The following is a 14,529-nucleotide window of genomic DNA, read 5'->3' as shown; positions in this document are numbered from 1 at the left end:
CGCCTTGATTACCCGGCGCCGGCCTTGCGCCGCGGGCTCCGGCCCGCATTTTGCGTAAGGTGCCCGTAAGAGCGCGGCGATACGGTTGCGGTTGGGTAATGAACAAGCGGCACAAACAAACAGAATTACCGATTGGAGACAAAGATCATGTCGAACGCTATTGAGTCCGTACTGGTGGAAACCCGGGTGTTCCCGCCGCCCGAGCGCGCAGCAGAAGGCGCCGCGATTCCCAGCATGGAGGCCTACAACGCGCTGTGCGCGCAGGTCGAAAACGATTTCGACGGATTCTGGGCCGGGCAGGCGCGCGACAACCTGCAGTGGACCAAGCCGTTCACGCAGGTCCTGGACGAATCGGACGCGCCGTTCTACCGCTGGTTCGGCGATGGCGAATTGAACGTGTCGGCCAACTGTCTGGACGTGCACCTGACCAACGGCAATGCCGACAAGACCGCCATCATCTTTGAAACCGACGACGGCAAGGTCAACAAGGTCAGCTACCGTGAACTGCTGGCGCGCGTCTGCCGCTTTGCCAACGGCATGAAGGCGCTGGGCTACAAGAAGGGCGACCGCGCCATCATCTACATGCCCATGTCGATCGAAGCCGTGGTGGCCATGCAGGCCTGCGCGCGCCTGGGCGTGACGCACTCGGTGGTGTTCGGCGGCTTCTCGGCCAAGAGCCTGCAGGAGCGCATCATGGACGTGGGCGCGTCCCTGGTCATCACCGCCGACGAGCAGGTGCGCGGCGGCAAGACCATCCCGCTGAAGCCCGCGGTCGAAGAAGCCTTCACCATGGGCGGCTGCGAGGCCGTGAGCAAGGTCATCGTGTACCGCCGCACCGGCGGCAAGGTGCAATGGAACGAAGGCCGCGACCTCTGGATGCACGACGTCGAAGCCGGCCAGCCCGACACCTGCGAACCCGTGCCGGTCAACGCCGAGCATCCGCTCTTCATCCTCTATACCTCCGGCTCCACCGGCAAGCCCAAGGGCGTGCAGCATTCCTCGGCGGGCTACCTGCTGTGGGCGCTGCTGACGGTGAAGTGGACCTTCGACGCCCGCAAGGACGACGTGTACTGGTGCACGGCCGACGTGGGCTGGGTCACCGGCCACACCTACATCACCTACGGTCCGCTGGCCGCCGGCCTGACGCAGGTGGTGTTCGAAGGCGTGCCGACCTATCCCAACGCCGGCCGCTTCTGGGACATGATCGTGCGCCACAAGGTCACCACCTTCTACACCGCGCCCACCGCGATCCGCTCGCTGATCAAGGCCGCCGAGGCCGCGCCCGAAGCGCATCCGCAGAACTACGACCTGGACAGCCTGCGCATCATCGGCACGGTGGGCGAGCCCATCAATCCCGAAGCCTGGATGTGGTACCACAAGAACATCGGCCGCGAACGTTGCCCCATCGTGGACACGTGGTGGCAGACCGAGACCGGCGGCCACATGATCACGCCGCTGCCTGGCGCCACGCCGACCAAGCCGGGTTCCTGCACCTTGCCGCTGCCGGGCATCGCCGCCGCCATCGTCGACGAGACCGGCGGCGACGTGGAGCAGGGCAATGGCGGCTTCCTGGTCATCAAGCGTCCGTGGCCCGCCATGATCCGCAACATCTGGGGTGACCCGGAGCGTTTCAAGAAGAGCTACTTTCCCTCGGAACTGCGCGGCTACTACCTGGCCGGCGACGGCGCGCAGCGCGATGCCGACGGCTATTTCTGGATCATGGGCCGCATCGACGACGTGCTGAACGTGTCCGGCCACCGCCTGGGCACGATGGAAGTCGAGTCCGCGCTGGTGGCGCACGAACTGGTGGCGGAAGCCGCGGTGGTGGGCCGTCCGGACGACACGACGGGCGAAGCCGTGGTGGCCTTCGTGGTGCTCAAGCGTTCGCGTCCGGAAGGCGAAGAGGCGCAAGCCATCGCCAAGGTGCTGCGCGACTGGGTGGCCAAGGAAATCGGCCCCATCGCCAAGCCCAAGGACATCCGCTTCGGCGACAACCTGCCCAAGACCCGCTCGGGCAAGATCATGCGCCGCCTGTTGCGCGTGGTCGCCAAGGGCGAGGAAATCACGCAGGACGTTTCCACGCTGGAGAATCCGGCCATCCTGGATCAGTTGGCCAAGTCGCTGTGATCCTTCCCGTCCACTTGATGGACGGGAACGGCCCGCCTGCAGCCTCCGCGGGAGGCAAGGCAGGCGCATAATGTCATACGCCCGTATCGGAATCGCCGGTACGGGCGTATTTGCTTTTTCGCGCCCAGAATTTTTTCCCACGGAGCCGTGCCAGTGAGCCGCAGCAGTTTCGATCGAGCAGGGCTAGCCCTGATGTTCAGCACCATCCTGGTCTGGGCGGGCAGCTGGATCGCGATGAAACTGATCGTTCCCTACATCGGTCCCTTCGACTTCGTGGCGCTGCGCTACGTTTCGGGCGGCCTGGTGCTGTTCGCGCTGGCCATCGCAATGCGGCGGCCGCTGGCGATGCCGCCCTGGAAGCTGACATTGCTGATCGGCCTGACGCAGACGGCCGGATTCCAGGGGTTTGTACAGACGGCGCTGGTGTCGGGCGGCGTGGGCAAGGTCTCGCTCATGGCGTACACGATGCCGTTCTGGGTGATCCTCTTCGCGTGGTGGCTGCTGGGCGAACGTCCCACGGCGCGGCATGGGGTGGGCATTGCGCTGGCCGCCATCGGGCTGGTCTGCTTCGTCGAACCCTGGAACGGCCTGGGCGATATCCGGCCCGTGTTGCTGGGGCTGGGCAGCGGCCTGTGCTGGGGCGTGGGCACCGTGCTGTCCAAGCGCATGTTCGAGCGGCACGCGCCCGATGTGATGACATTCACCGCCTGGCAGATGCTGCTGGGCGGACTGGTCATGACGCCGGTCGCCTTTCTGGTGCCGCAGATGCCGGCCCAGTGGGGCTGGCAGCTCTGGGCCGGCATGGCCTACATCGTGCTGATCGCGACCGCCGCGGGCTGGTTGTTGTGGCTGCTGGTGGTGCGACTGGTGCCGGCGTCGATCGCAGGCCTGTCCAGCCTGGGCGTGCCAGTCGTGGCCATGCTGTTCGCCTGGGCGCTGCTGTCCGAGCAGCCTACCGCGGCTGAGCTGGGCGGCATGGCGCTGATACTGGCCGGCATCTGGGTAGTGAGCCGCGCGGCGCCGGCGGCGCGCGCCGAATAAGCGCTTTCCATATTCCTTTTCCTATCCTGGGATTTTCCATGATCGATCTGCGTAGCGACACAGTCACCCGGCCATCCGCAGCCATGTTGCAGGCCATGGTCTGCGCGCCCCTGGGCGATGACGTGATGGGCGATGACCCGACCGTGATCCGCCTGCAGGAGGCGGTTGCCGAGCGCACGGGCAAGGCGGCCGGGCTGTTTTTCCCCTCCGGCACGCAAAGCAATCTGGGGGCTCTGATGGCCCATTGCGAGCGCGGCGACGAGTACCTGGTGGGCCAGCTTGCGCACACCTATAAGTACGAAGGGGGCGGGGCGGCCGTGCTGGGCAGCATCCAGCCGCAGCCCATAGAACATGCGGCGGACGGCTCCTTGCCGCTGGACAAGTTGACCGCGGCGCTCAAGCCCGAGGGCGACGCGCATTTCGCCCGCACCCGCTTGCTGGCGCTGGAGAATACTTTCCACGGAAAGCTGATTCCGGCCAGCTACGTGCAGGCCGCGACCGACTGGGCGCGCCAGCATGGCCTGGCGACGCATCTGGACGGCGCTCGCGTGTTCAACGCGGCCGTCGCCAGCGGCAAGCCGGTGGCGGACTTGTGCGCGCCTTTCGACACGGTGTCCATCTGTTTTTCCAAGGGCCTGGGCGCGCCCGTGGGGTCGGTGCTGGTCGGCAGCGTCGAACTCATCGCCCGCGCCCGCCGCTGGCGCAAGATGCTGGGCGGCGGTTTGCGCCAGGCTGGCGTGCTGGCCGCGGCCTGCCTGTATGCGCTGGAGCACAACGTGGAGCGCCTGGCCGAAGACCACGAGAACGCCCGGCTGCTGGCAGAAGGGCTGCGCGCCATTCCGGGCGTAAAGGTATTGAGCCAGGACACCAACATGGTGTTCGCGGAATTCGAGCCCGCGCGCTGCGATGAACTCACCGCCAAGCTGGCGGCTGACGGTATCCAGATGCGGGCTGTGTATGGCGGCCCGACCCGCCTGGTCACGCACCTGGACGTGTCCGCCGCTGACGTGCGGCAGGTGGTCCAGGCGGTGACCCGGCACCTGGCATAAGCGGGGCGGGCGCTCAGGCGTCCCCGCGCAGCACATCCGACAAGACCGAGAACAATTCGTCGATCTGCGCGCGCTCGATGATGAGCGGGGGCGACAACAGCATGGTGTCGCCCGCCGAACGGATCAGGCAGCCGCGTTCCAGGCAGGCCTGGTGCACGGCGTACGCCCGCTGGCCGGGCTTGCCTTCCAGCGGTTCGAGTTCGATGGCGGCCAGGAGGCCGATGTTGCGGATGTCCACTACGTGCGGCAGTCCCTTCAGGCTGTGCGCCGCGTCTTCCCAATAGCGCCAGAGTTCGCGGCTGCGCTGGAACAGGCCTTCGCGGCGGCAGATGTCCAGGGTCGCGAGGCCGGCGGCGCAGGCCACGGGATGGCCGGAATAGGTGTAGCCATGCGACAGCTCGATGGCGCTGTCCGGCCCCTGCATGAACGCATCGTAGACATGCTGCTGCACCAGCGTGGCGCCCATGGGGATGGCGCCGTTGGTCAGCCCCTTGGCGCTGGTGATGATGTCGGGCGTGACGCCGAAGTGCGATGAGGCGAACGCGCCATCGATGCGGCCGAAGGCGCAGATCACTTCGTCGAAGATCAGCAGGATGCCGTGCGCGTCGCAGATCTGCCGCAGCTTCTGCAGATAGCCCTTGGGCGGCACCAGCACGCCGGTCGAGCCCGCCACGGGTTCCACGATGACGGCCGCGATGGTGGAGGCGTCATGCAGCGCGACGATGCGCTCCAGCGTATCGGCCAGGTGGGCGCCCCAGTCCGGCTGGCCGCGCGTGTAGGCCATCTGGCTGCGGTCATAGGTGTGCGGCAGGTGGTCCACGTAGGGCAGCAGATTGCCGAAAGGCTTGCGGTGGCCGGCGATGCCCGACACCGACAGGCCGCCGAACCCCACCCCGTGGTACGAGCGCTCGCGCCCGATCAGGCGCACGCGCTGGCCCTGTCCGCGCGCGCGGTGATAGCCCAGCGCGATCTTCAGCGCGGTGTCCACCGCTTCGGATCCGGAGTTCGAGAAAAACACGTTGGAGAATCCGGCGGGCGCTTCCTGGCGCAAGGACTCGGCCAGCTCGAAGGCCAGGGGATGGCTCATCTGGAACGACGGCGCGTAGTCCAGTTCATGGGCGGTGCGGGCGATGGCCTCGACGATTTCCGGGCGGCGGTGTCCGGCGTTCACGCACCACAGGCCCGCAATGCCGTCCAGCACGCGGCGTCCGTCCGGCCGGATGTAGTGCATGCCCTCGGCGGCGCTGAACAGCACGGGCGCGCGCTTGTAGCGGCGGTTCGCGGTGAAGGGCATCCAATAGGCTTCGGCGTTGATGGCGGGAGTGGGATGAGGCGCTGACGATGGCATGGGTGTTCCGGCGTGAAGAGATATTCGGGCTTTCTATTTTGTATTAATCAATTGATAAATACAATACAAGAAGACCCGAAGGTACTCGCAATGCGGACGCCATGCGTGCCGAGGGCCCGCGACGGCGGGCTGGCGGATGAATGAAAGCGGAGAGGGTGTCAGGACACTTGCAGCGAGGTCTTCAAGTGGCGCCGCATGAGCTGCGAAGCCCACTCCTGGTCGCCGGCCTCGAGCGCGTCGATGATCTGCAGGTGTTCGCTGCTGGAGTTGATGAAGCGCGCGTCGCGGTAGAACGCGGCATGCTCTTCCAGCCGGCGCAATTGGTTCTGCTGCTGCACCGCCTGCAGGATGTAGCGGTTGCCCGAGAAGCGGGCCAGCATTTCGTGGAACGAGGCGTTGAGATTGAAGAACTCGGTGGCCGAGATGTCGGCGTCGCTGCGCGCGGCCAGCGCTTCATGCGCGGCGCGCATGCGGGCCAGCGCCTCGCGGTCCAGGCGGAACGTGGGTTCCAGCAGGCCGGCGCATTCGATCGTCATGCGGAAGCGGTAGCTCTCGTTGAGCGCGTCGCGGTTTTCCAGCGACGGCGCGAATTGCCAGCCATGGCCCTTGCGCTTCTCGATCAGGCCGTCCGCGGAGAGCTGCAACAAGGTCTTGGTCAGCACGCTGCGCGGCGCTGGATAGCGCTGTTGCAGGTCGCGCTCGGTAAAGGTTTCCGGCAGCTCGCGCGAGGCGCGGTCATCGATCAGGCGCCGGTATAGCTCGTCCTGGGTGGGGCCGGCGCCCTCGATGGCTGGGGGCGCGGCCGCCGCGTGCGCCGCTACCGTGTAGCCGCTGTTGGGGCGGTGCGTGATGAGGCCCTGCGCAGCCAGCAGCTTCAACGCGCCGCGCACGGGCGTGCGCGACACCTCGTAGCTCGCGGCCAACGTTTCCTCGGACAGGTGGTCGCCGGGCGCATGGCGCCGGGCCACGATGTCTTCCGCGATAAGGCGCGCCAGGTCGACTTGCAGCGGAGTGGGGCGGGCGGGAGCGGCGTTGGACATGAAGGATGGGCGCGAAGGGCGACGGAGTCGGAATGGTACCGGAGAGCTACGCGCGCAACGTTCGCGATAGTGGCCCCGGGGAAACCCTTGTATTGAACTTTTTCTTATATTAGTACAAAATTTGACCGTCTTGAACCTTGCTCCGGAGCCTTGAGCCGTGACTTTGCCCACCCCCTTCCCCCTGGTCGATGTACAGGGCAGCCCATACGAGCGGGGCCGCCAGCATGGCGCCGCCGTCCCCGAGCGCGTGGCGCGCAGCGTGGCCCTCTACCGCGGGCAGCTGGAGCGGCGCGGCGTTGCCGCGGACCGCTTGAAGGAACTGGCCGCCGCCATGGTGCCGGTGGTGGGCGACTATGACGCGGCCTACCTGGAAGAGCTGCGCGGCATCGCCGACGGATCGGGCCAGGCGCTGGAGGATGTGGTGGTCATCAACTGCCGCACCGAAATGATGTTCGGCCATGCCGAGCTGGGCCGCGCCCGCAAGGGGCTGGACGATGGCTGCACCGGCCTGGTCGTGCTGCCCGAGGCCGCCGCCGGCGGCAAGCTCATGCATGCCCATAACTGGGACTGGCGCGAGGAATGCGTGGACACCGGCATCGTGCTGCGCATGCGCCGCGAAGACGGCCCCGACCTGCTGGTGTTCACGGAAGCCGGCAGCCTCGCGCGCCACGGTTTCAACAGCGCGGGCGTTTCCCTGTCCGGCAATTTCCTGTCTTGCGAACACGACTATCAGCGCCCCGCCGAGGTGCCGCTGGTGCTGGTGCGGCGCAAGATGCTGGAAGCCAGCAACATCTGCAACGCCATGAAGGTGCTGTGGGCCTCGCGCCGCTTTTGCTCCAACAACCTGATGCTGGCGCAGGCGCAGGGCGAGGCGGTCGACCTGGAGTGCTCGCCCGACGAAATCTTTTGGATTACCCCCGAGGACGGCCTGCTGGTACATGCCAACCACTGGATCAGCCCGCCCGCGCGCGCCAAGCTGTTCGACAAAGGGCTGGCGGCCAATCCGGATTCGATCTACCGCCAGCGCCGTGTGCAGGACATGCTGGCGCGCGCCACGGGCGGCATCGACTGGGACACGGTCAAGCGCATCCTGGCCGACGACTTCGCCGCGCCCGACGGCGTGCTGCGTTCGCCCAAGCCGGCCAGTTTCGACAGCATCTCGGCCACGGTGGCCACCACCTTGATGGAGCCGGCCAGCGGCGTGATGTGGATCGCGCGCAAGCCCTACGAAGGACGCAACTTCGCGGAGTACCGGCTCTTCTGAGCCGGCCCCCAGACCCGTATGCGGCGAGCGCCGCGCCTGGAGTGATCCCTATGAATTCGCATGCTACGCGCGCCAAGAACGCGCTGCTGTTGTCCGCCGCGCTGGCCGCCGCCGTGGCCGCTCTGCCCGCCGCCGTGCGGGCGCAGGCCGCCGCGCCAGAAATCCGCTACGCCGAAGGGTCGGGCACGCCGACCACGCTGCCCGGCGGGCGGTCCCGCAACACTTCCACCGACAACGTGCTGGCGCACGTGGTGGAGTCCCTGGTGGCGCTGCGCGCCGACATGAGCGTGGCCCCCATGCTGGCCGACAGCTGGACGCTGTCCGACGACAAGCGCGCCTATACCTTCAAGCTGCGCCAGGGCGTTACCTTCCATGACGGCACGCCCATGACCTCGGCCGACGTCAAATGGACCTACGACTACCTCAACGGCGCCCAGTCCGAGTACTCCTGCAAGAACCTCTACGACGGCAGCAAGGGCGCCAAGGTCGTGGCGGTGGAGACGCCCGATCCGGCCACCGTGGTGTTCAGGCTGGAGCAGCCCTACGCGCTGTTCCTGGACCAGATGGCCAGCGTGCAGTGCCCGATGCCGGTGCTGAGCGCCAAGAGCGTCGACGCCGACGGCAAGTGGGCCAGGCCCATCGGCACCGGTCCTTACGTGCTGGCGGAATGGAAGAAGGAACAGTACCTGCTGCTGACGCCGTACGCCGGCTACAAGCCGCGCGAGGAAGCGCCCAGCGGCATGGCCGGCAAGAAAGTGGCGCGGGCCAATGTGCGCTTCGTGGTGATTCCGGATGCGGCCGCGCAGAAGGCGGCGCTCATGGCGGGGCAGGTCGACGCCTACAACGCGGACGAAGACAATCTGCCGGCCAAGGACCCGCGCTGGAACATCGTCACCGAGCAGGGCCTGGACACCGTCAACCTGCTGATGCAGACGCGCGCGCCGTTGCTGTCGGATGTGAACATGCGCCGCGCCATCGCGCTGGCGCTGGACTTTCCCGGCATCGCCAAGGCTTTGAATAACGGCCAGGCGGCCTATAACCCGTCCCTGGTGCCCGCGGCCAGCGTCTACTACTCCGAGGCCGACCGCGCCGGCTACGAGAAGAACCTGAAAGAGGTCAAGCGCCTGCTCGATGCCGCCGGCTACCGCGGCGAGCCCCTGAAGCTGCAGGCCAACAAGCGCTATCCCTACCTGTACCGCGTCGCGGTGGTGACGCAGCAGCTGTTGGGCAAGGCCGGCATCAAGGCCGAGCTGGACATGCTGGAATGGGGCACCCAGGTGACCAACTTCCGCGAAGGCAAGTTCCAGCTGATGGCATTCGCGTATTCCGCGCGCACGGAGCCGGCGCTGATGTTCCGCGACGTGATCGGCGATAAGTCCAAAACGCCCATGGCCCAGTGGGAAAGTCCGGAGGCCGCGGCCATCCTGGAAGGCATAGAAGCCGAATCCGATCCTGCCGTGCGTAAGCAGGCCTTCGACAAGCTGCATGCCCTGATGCTGCGCGACACGCCGCTGCTGATGTACTACAACAAGCCCGGCTATGTGGTCGTTTCCAGCAAGCTGCAGGGCTTTACCGGCTGGCCGCTGCGCAAGCCGCGTTTCTTCAACGTGACCAAGAACTGAGGCGCCGTGCTGGGCTATCTACTCAAGCGCATCGCGGCGTCGGTGCCCACCGTGATCGTCGTCACGGTGCTCGTGTTCGCGCTGATACGCGCGATCCCCGGGGATCCTGCGTCGCTGATGCTGGGCGATATCGACAACCCGGCGCTGCTGGCGGAAATGCGCCACGCGCTGGGACTGGACCGTCCTGTAGGCGAGCAGTTCCTGATCTGGGTGGGCAACGCGCTGCAGGGCGACCTGGGCATGTCCATCGCGCGGCGCGAACCCGTGATGCATCTGGTGCTGACGCATTTTGCGGTGACGGCCCAGGTGGTGCTGACCGCCACGCTGCTGGCCTGCCTGGTGGCGGTGCCCGCCGGCATGGTGGCCGCCTGGCGCCAGAACCGCCGCGCCGACACCGCCATCGTGTCGACCTCGATCCTGTTCGTGTCCATGCCCAGCTTCTGGGTCGGCATCCTGCTGATCTGGCTGTTTGGCGTGAAGCTGAACTGGCTGCCGGTGTATGGCTTCGAATCCATCGCCCAGGGCGGACTGGGCGCGGCGCGGTATCTGGTGCTGCCGGTCTGCGCCATCGTGCTGACGGAAATCGCGGCCATCACGCGCATGATGCGCGCCAGCACCATCGAGACGCTGCGGCTGGAATACGTGGCGCATGCGCGCGCCAAGGGCCTGCCGGAAAAGCGCGTCATGCTGCGCCATGTGCTGCCCAATTCGTTCGGCCCCACCTTGACGGTGATCGGCCTGATGCTGGGCCATCTGCTGTCGGGCGCCGCGGTGATCGAGACCGTGTTCACGCTGCCGGGCATCGGGCGGCTGCTGGTGGAAAGCATCTATGCGCGGGACTACCCCGTGGTGCAGGGCTGCCTGCTGTTCATCGCGCTCTTGTACGTGGCGGTCAACCTGGTGGTGGATCTGCTGTATCCGCTGTTCGACCCGCGCGTGAAGCTTCAATAGGATCATCATGGGCTTTAAACATACCAATGCCGTCCTGGGCGGCGCGCTGGTCGGGGGCGTCGTGCTGCTGGCCCTGGTCGGGCTGGTGTACACGCCGCACGATCCGCTGGAAGGCGATCTGCTGGCGCGCTTTTCGCCGCCGTCGGCGGAGTACTGGCTGGGCACCGATGAATTCGGCCGCGACGTGCTGTCGCGGCTGATGGCGGGCGCCGGGGTCAGCGTGGCGGTCAGCGTGTTTTCCGTGCTGCTGGCGCTGCTCTTGGGCACGACGATAGGCGTCACGGCCGGCTATGCGGGCGGCTGGGTCGATCGCGGCATCACCGTGCTGGTGGAATCGCTGATGGCGTTTCCGGGCCTCCTGCTCGCGCTCGGGATCATGACCGTGCTGGGGCCGTCCAAATGGGGCGTGGTGCTGGCGCTGGGCCTGGCGTATTCGCCGTCGGTGTCGCGCATCGCGCGCGGCGCGGCGCTGTCCCTGCGCCAGCGCGATTTCGTCATTGCCTCGCGCGCCACCGGCCATGGGGGCCTATGGACCGTGTTCCGCCACGTACTGCCCAACTGCCTGCCGCCGTTGCTGATCTTCGCGACCTCGATCTTCGGTTCCGCCCTGCTGGCGGAAAGCGCGCTGAGCTTCCTGGGCCTGGGCGTGCCGCCGCCGCTGGCCACCTGGGGCGGCATGCTGTCCGAAAGCCGCAACGCCATGGACCAGGCCATCTGGCTGGCGGTGTTTCCGGGCGCCATGATTTCGTTGAGCCTGCTGGGCATCAATCTGCTGGGCGATGCGGTGCGCGATCTGCTGGATCCGCGCATGCGGGGGGTGATGGCATGAGCGCTGCACAACCCTTGCTGTCCGTGCGCGACCTGGAGATCCGCTTTCCGGGCAAGCGCGACGCCGCGCCGGTGGTGAACCGGGTGTCATTCGATCTGCACGCAGGCGAATCGCTGTCCATCGTCGGTGAGTCCGGCAGCGGCAAGACGCTGATCGGCAAGACGCTGCTGGGCCTGTTGCCCGATTCGGCGCGCATCACCGGCGGACAGGCGCTGTTCGAAGGCCAGGACCTGTTGCAGCAGGCGCCGCGCGACTGGCTGGCGAAGCGCGGCACCGGCATCGGCATGGTGTTCCAGGAGCCGATGGTGTCGCTCAACCCGGCGTTCCGCGTGGGCGAACAACTGATCGAGGCGCTGGTTCTGCGCCGTGGCATGGCGCGCCGCGAGGCCTGGGACGAAGCCGTCCGGATGCTGGAGCGGGTGCGCGTGCGCGACGCGCAGGATTGCATGAAGCGCTATCCGCATGAATTCTCCGGCGGCATGCGCCAGCGCATTCTGCTGGCGGGCGTGATGCTGCTCAAGCCGCGCCTCCTGATCGCGGACGAACCCACCACCGCGCTGGACTGCGTGGTGCAGAAGGAAGTGCTGGACCTGATGTGCGAACTGACGCGCGAGCAGGGCACGGCGCTGATCTTCATCAGCCACAACCTGGCGCTGGTGGCCGCGTACACGCAGCGCGTGCTGGTGATGTGCCGCGGCCGGGCGGTCGAGACCGGGCCGGTGGCCGAGGTGCTGTCGCGGCCGGCGGATCCGTACACGCTCAGCCTGCTGGACGCGTTGCCCAAGCGCGGTCCGGCCCGGCCTGCCGTCGAAGCGGCGCCCATCCTGCAGGTGGACGGATTGGCGATCGACTACTCGGTCCGCGAGGGCTGGTTCCGCAAGCGCGCGGTGCGCGCCGTGCACCGCGCGACGTTCGCGGTGGCGCCGGGGGAAACGCTGGCCATCGTCGGCGAATCGGGCAGCGGCAAGACCACGGTCATGATGTCCATCCTGGGACTGGTGCCGCAGGCCCAGGGGCGCATCGAACTGGACGGCCAGGCCTTGCCCGCGGGCGGTTCGGGGCAGTCGTGGCAGGCGGCGCGCCGGCGGGTGCAGATGGTGTTCCAGGATCCCTATTCATCGCTGGATCCGCGCATGACCATCGGCGACCTGGTGGGGGAGGGCCTGCGGCTGGAAGCCGGCATGACGGCGGACATCCGCCGCAAGCGCGTGGCCGACGCGTTGCGGGACGTGGGCCTGGGCGAGGACTACGCCGAGCGCTATGCGCACGAGCTGTCCGGCGGCCAGCGCCAACGCGTGGCCATCGCGCGGGCGCTGGTGCTGCGGCCCGAGGTCATCATCGCGGACGAGCCAGTGTCGGCGCTGGACGTCACCGTGCAGAAGCAGGTGCTGGAGATTCTGATGTCGCTGCAGCGTTCACACGGCTTTGCCTGCCTGCTGATCTCGCATGACCTGGGCGTGGTCGAGCAGATCGCCGACCGCGTGGTGGTGATGCTGCGCGGCCATATCGTCGAAGAAGGCACGCGCGACGAAGTGTTCGACCGGCCCACGCATCCCTACACGCGCCGCCTGTTGCAGGCGGTGCCGGAACTGCGCGGCAACCGGACCGAGGGCTTTCGCGTGGAAGTGCGCGACCTGCCGGCGGGCCCGGGGCGCGACGAGGCCGATTACTTCGATCCCTCGTCCGCGCCGGGCCTGCCCGCAATGACGGCGGTACTCGAATCAGGCGCGACCCACCGGGTGGCGCTGGCGGCAGCCGCGGCCGGGGCCTGAGGCGGGGGCCTCAGCCGTGCCGCTCGCGACTGTCGACGGGCGCCGCGTCGCGCTGGTTCATGCCGTAGTCGCGCAGCACCTGTGCCACGCGCAGGCGGTAATTGGCGAAGACGCCGCCGCGCCCGGCTTCCTGGGCCCGGCGGTGCGACTCCAGCGTGCGCCAGCGCTGGACCGCCGCTTCATCGCGCCAGAACGACAGCGACAGCAGCTTGCCCGGATCGCTCAGGCTCTGGAAGCGTTCGACCGAGATGAAGCCATCAATGGCCTTCAGCTCGTCGATCAGGCTGGCGGCGATGTGCAGATAGGGATCGGGGTTGCCGTGGGCGGGTTCGACTTCGAATATCACTGCGATCATGGTGCTTGTTCCTCGGAAAAATCAAACTGCGGCACGCGCGCGTTGGGCAGCGGCCGGTAACGGAAACGGGCCGCCAGCGCGGCGGCATCCAGGCCTGCGCGCAGCAGGCGCGTGAGCGCGCCCGCCGCATGCAGGCGGGCCGGAAGGCGGCCCGGGCAGGCATGCCCGAAAGCGCCGAAAGTCCAGTGCGCCTCGGGTTGCACCGTGGCGGCCGCGGCCAGCACCAGCAGCACGGTCTGGCCGGCTTCGATGCGCAAGCCGCCGACGTCTATGCCCGCGGCGAGAAAGCGCCGCGTGTTGTGCAACGGCGGGTCGCTGCGTTCCACGTCGTCCACCAGGGCCAGCGCCGCAGCGTCCGTGAGATCCGCGCGCAGGCCGCGCCGTCCGGCCAGGACGATGGCGTTGCCCAGCAGGCCGGCGCCCGCCTCGCAGGACTGGAACAGCAGGCCGGCCAGGTTGGCGGCCAGCACCGCGGGCGCTATCTCCGCCCGCGCGCCGTCTTCGCGCAGCCGGCGCAGGGCCGGCGCGGCGTCTGGGGCTTGCAGATGCGATTCCAGGCGTGTCTGCAGGCGCTGCGCTGCGGCGTGTCCCGCTTCGATGCGATCCGCCGCTGCGGCGGCGGGCAGCGCGGACAGGAACGCCGCAATATCGGCGGCGCAATCCGCATACAGGTCAGGCGGCAGCCCCAGGAAGGCGGCTTGCGCATGCACTGGCGCGGCGCTCAGGTAACGGTCGACGGCGGCGGCGTCCAGGGGGCCGGGATCGGGCCACGCGGGCGTACAGGGCCGCGCCGATTGTTCGCGGAGGTAGGCGCTCAGCAGGGCCTTCACCTGCGTGTGCGTTGCGCTGTCGTTCATGCGCACGAAGCGGCCGAAGAGTTCGCCCGCCGGGCCTGGACACAGCGCCTTGGGCACGGGCTCCGCGGCCGGGCGCACGCGCGCGGCCGGATGCTGCATGATGGCCGCTATCGCGTCCGGATGGCTGGCCACCCACAGGTCCAGCGCCGCCTCGCGATACAGCGGCCGCTCGCGCGCCAGCGCGGCGTAGTACGGGTAGGGGTCGGGGTGAGTGACCGCCTGCAGAGGATGGGCAGGATGCATGGCGATGGCCGGTAATGGATACGGCCGCCAG

12 protein-coding genes are annotated in these 14,529 nt (G+C 67.8%); 8 read left to right on the top strand and 4 right to left on the bottom strand.

The annotated features are described in order from the left end of the window. The first annotated feature begins 147 nt into the window (after positions 1 to 147). The 3 genes from acs (at position 148) to ltaE (ending at position 4,217) form a co-directional block, all read left to right on the top strand. Positions 148 to 2,127 carry an acetate--CoA ligase gene (gene acs, locus DXK93_RS20135; protein WP_119450964.1) on the top strand — a complete coding sequence of 660 codons (1,980 nt, stop codon included), beginning with the start codon at positions 148 to 150 and terminating at the stop codon, positions 2,125 to 2,127. A gap of 153 nt (positions 2,128 to 2,280) precedes the next feature. Beyond that, complete coding sequence (locus DXK93_RS20130) at positions 2,281 to 3,168, top strand: DMT family transporter (protein WP_119450963.1); 888 nt, start codon at positions 2,281 to 2,283, stop codon at positions 3,166 to 3,168. 38 nt (positions 3,169 to 3,206) lie between these two features. After that, positions 3,207 to 4,217: a low-specificity L-threonine aldolase gene (ltaE, locus tag DXK93_RS20125; protein ID WP_119450962.1), complete on the top strand. Its 1,011-nt coding sequence runs from the start codon at positions 3,207 to 3,209 to the stop codon at positions 4,215 to 4,217. A 13-nt stretch (positions 4,218 to 4,230) separates the two neighbouring features. Here ltaE and DXK93_RS20120 read toward each other — a convergent pair whose 3' ends face one another. Both DXK93_RS20120 and DXK93_RS20115 read right to left on the bottom strand, forming a co-directional pair. Then, on the bottom strand, positions 4,231 to 5,565 hold the full coding sequence (locus tag DXK93_RS20120) for an aspartate aminotransferase family protein (RefSeq protein WP_119450961.1): 1,335 nt from the start codon (positions 5,563 to 5,565) through the stop codon (positions 4,231 to 4,233). Positions 5,566 to 5,723: 158 nt separating this feature from the next. After that, positions 5,724 to 6,605 carry a GntR family transcriptional regulator gene (locus DXK93_RS20115; RefSeq protein ID WP_054450677.1) on the bottom strand — a complete coding sequence of 294 codons (882 nt, stop codon included), beginning with the start codon at positions 6,603 to 6,605 and terminating at the stop codon, positions 5,724 to 5,726. 157 nt (positions 6,606 to 6,762) lie between these two features. Between DXK93_RS20115 and DXK93_RS20110 the strand changes: the two genes are divergently transcribed. Genes DXK93_RS20110 through DXK93_RS20090 form a run of 5 tightly spaced genes read left to right on the top strand, consistent with a single transcriptional unit; the run spans position 6,763 to position 13,043 of the window. Then, on the top strand, positions 6,763 to 7,869 hold the full coding sequence (locus DXK93_RS20110; protein ID WP_054450679.1) for a C45 family peptidase: 1,107 nt from the start codon (positions 6,763 to 6,765) through the stop codon (positions 7,867 to 7,869). A gap of 50 nt (positions 7,870 to 7,919) precedes the next feature. Then, positions 7,920 to 9,491, top strand: a complete 1,572-nt coding sequence (locus DXK93_RS20105; RefSeq protein WP_054450680.1) for an ABC transporter substrate-binding protein — start codon at positions 7,920 to 7,922, stop codon at positions 9,489 to 9,491. Positions 9,492 to 9,497: 6 nt separating this feature from the next. Then, a complete protein-coding gene (locus DXK93_RS20100; protein WP_013392266.1) occupies positions 9,498 to 10,442 on the top strand; it encodes an ABC transporter permease in 945 nt (314 codons plus the stop codon). Positions 10,443 to 10,449: 7 nt separating this feature from the next. Further along, a complete protein-coding gene (locus DXK93_RS20095; protein WP_054450682.1) occupies positions 10,450 to 11,271 on the top strand; it encodes an ABC transporter permease in 822 nt (273 codons plus the stop codon). Continuing rightward, a complete protein-coding gene (locus DXK93_RS20090; protein WP_119450960.1) occupies positions 11,268 to 13,043 on the top strand; it encodes an ABC transporter ATP-binding protein in 1,776 nt (591 codons plus the stop codon). Before DXK93_RS20095 ends, DXK93_RS20090 begins: the two co-directional genes overlap by 4 nt. A gap of 10 nt (positions 13,044 to 13,053) precedes the next feature. Here the strand turns inward: DXK93_RS20090 and DXK93_RS20085 are convergent, their stop codons facing one another. Both DXK93_RS20085 and DXK93_RS20080 read right to left on the bottom strand, forming a co-directional pair. Next, on the bottom strand, positions 13,054 to 13,398 hold the full coding sequence (locus DXK93_RS20085; protein WP_054450685.1) for an antibiotic biosynthesis monooxygenase: 345 nt from the start codon (positions 13,396 to 13,398) through the stop codon (positions 13,054 to 13,056). Beyond that, the gene (locus DXK93_RS20080) at positions 13,395 to 14,498 is read right to left on the bottom strand and encodes a cytochrome (RefSeq protein ID WP_119450959.1); all 1,104 of its coding nucleotides are present in this window, start codon (positions 14,496 to 14,498) and stop codon (positions 13,395 to 13,397) included. Before DXK93_RS20080 ends, DXK93_RS20085 begins: the two co-directional genes overlap by 4 nt. Positions 14,499 to 14,529: the final 31 nt, after the last annotated feature.

This window comes from Achromobacter sp. K91 (assembly GCF_003576205.1).
Taxonomy (GTDB): domain Bacteria; phylum Pseudomonadota; class Gammaproteobacteria; order Burkholderiales; family Burkholderiaceae_B; genus Achromobacter; species Achromobacter aegrifaciens.
Note: the sequence above shows the minus strand (reverse complement) of the source record. Positions and strands in the feature narration are given on the sequence as shown.